The organism is Dokdonella fugitiva (assembly GCF_014138265.1).
GTDB lineage: Bacteria > Pseudomonadota > Gammaproteobacteria > Xanthomonadales > Rhodanobacteraceae > Dokdonella_A > Dokdonella_A fugitiva_A.
In genome coordinates, this window is sequence record NZ_JACGXL010000012.1 from 1 (window position 1) to 1,398 (window position 1,398).

Here is a 1,398-nt window from a genome sequence, read left to right on the forward strand (position 1 = left end):
CAGCGCGCTGGGCAACCGCTCACCCGAAGACTTCGCCGCGCAGGCGGTGTCTAATTAGACTGTCCGAGAAACCCGGGGTGGTCCACTCCGTCCCCATTGTTCTTTCCGCCTAAGCTTCCGACGATTTCTCTATTCGATCCAAATCTTACCGGCCCCGGGAATCTGCTGCATGATTTCGTGCAGAATTTGGTCAATGCGATCGACCGTTAATCTGGTGTCGTGCCAACTGAAAAGCCTTTGAAGAAAGCCTGGCTCCGCTGCAACAAATGCCCCCCATTCATCAATACTTCCGCTTCTGTTGGCGCAACCTACCCAAAGCATGTAGGGCTTGCGCGTCAGCATCACGCACCAGCCCCAATCCTCAGGCAACACTTCTTGCACGGTCTCGCCGCGAGCTTGGAATTGCTCAGCCAACCAGTAAGCAAACGCGCGGCCGAAGCGACCGGGATTGGTTTGCTGATCTTCCTCAAAATCAACCTGGAAAAACGAGGTTTTAGCCCAAATTTGACGAGCAGTGATGGCCATTTCCAACCCCTAGTTGCTACAACCGCACTTATCACCATTGATCATTGCTGATCCCGCACCATAGGCCATGGCACCAGGGAAGTACGGAATTCGGTTCAACGCTTGGCGCCAAGCAGGGAATATATCGTTTGCTTCCTTCCACGCCTGTGAGGCAAACCGGTATGCCCAAGGATCTATTGAAGCGTGTCTCTCCCAAGGCATGAAGTCCCCATTGAGTCTGTTTCCTCGGCTGTTCAGCCATCGGCTGAAACCATTTCCAAATTGTTTCAGGTATCGGTTGGGGAAGGCTGAATGAGAAAACTCCGCGTAGCCCTTAACAGCAGACCTAGCACCGGCAGCCCACCCGATAGCTAAGTCGTTTGCAAACCCAAAGGCTTCGCCACCCTTATAGGCGCCCGAGCATCTATTAACTACGTCATTCCAACCCATAAAACTTCGGACCTGATTGGTCAACCCGAAACTCACTACGTCGCCCCATCCAGCAAAAAAATCAACCATGCCCTGCGGCAAAGGATCTCCCCACGCCCAGAGCCCCATTGGATCGCTTGATTGGAGGGGCCTCCCTCCGACATATGCGTATACATCCGGCCCATCTATGAAGCCAAGGGGATCTGCTTGTGTGAACCGCCCCATCCCCGGGCTGTAGTACCTCGCCCGATAGTAGTAGAGCCCCGCCCCATCGTTCTCCCGCCCCGTGTACTGATACGAGTTCGTCGGCGCCGCTCCTTGCAACACCGTCATGCTCGTGTCGCCGTACGGACTGTACGAGTACCGTACAGTCACGTTTCCGCCGCTGTCCGAGAGCGCCGTCGTGCTGCCCAGGTGGTCCGTGAGGAAGTAGCGCCGCCCGCCCGCGTCGTCGCGCGCGTAGCG

At 56.0% G+C, this 1,398-nt stretch carries 2 protein-coding genes; both read right to left on the reverse strand.

Annotation, left to right across the window (positions count from 1 at the left end):
• Positions 1-129 precede the first annotated feature (129 nt).
• On the reverse strand, positions 130-525 hold the full coding sequence (locus FHW12_RS21020; protein WP_182533042.1) for a hypothetical protein: 396 nt from the start codon (positions 523-525) through the stop codon (positions 130-132).
• A gap of 9 nt (positions 526-534) precedes the next feature.
• Positions 535-1,398 (reverse strand): RHS repeat-associated core domain-containing protein (locus FHW12_RS21025; protein WP_220484600.1); only part of this gene is annotated, 864 nt, incomplete at its 5' end.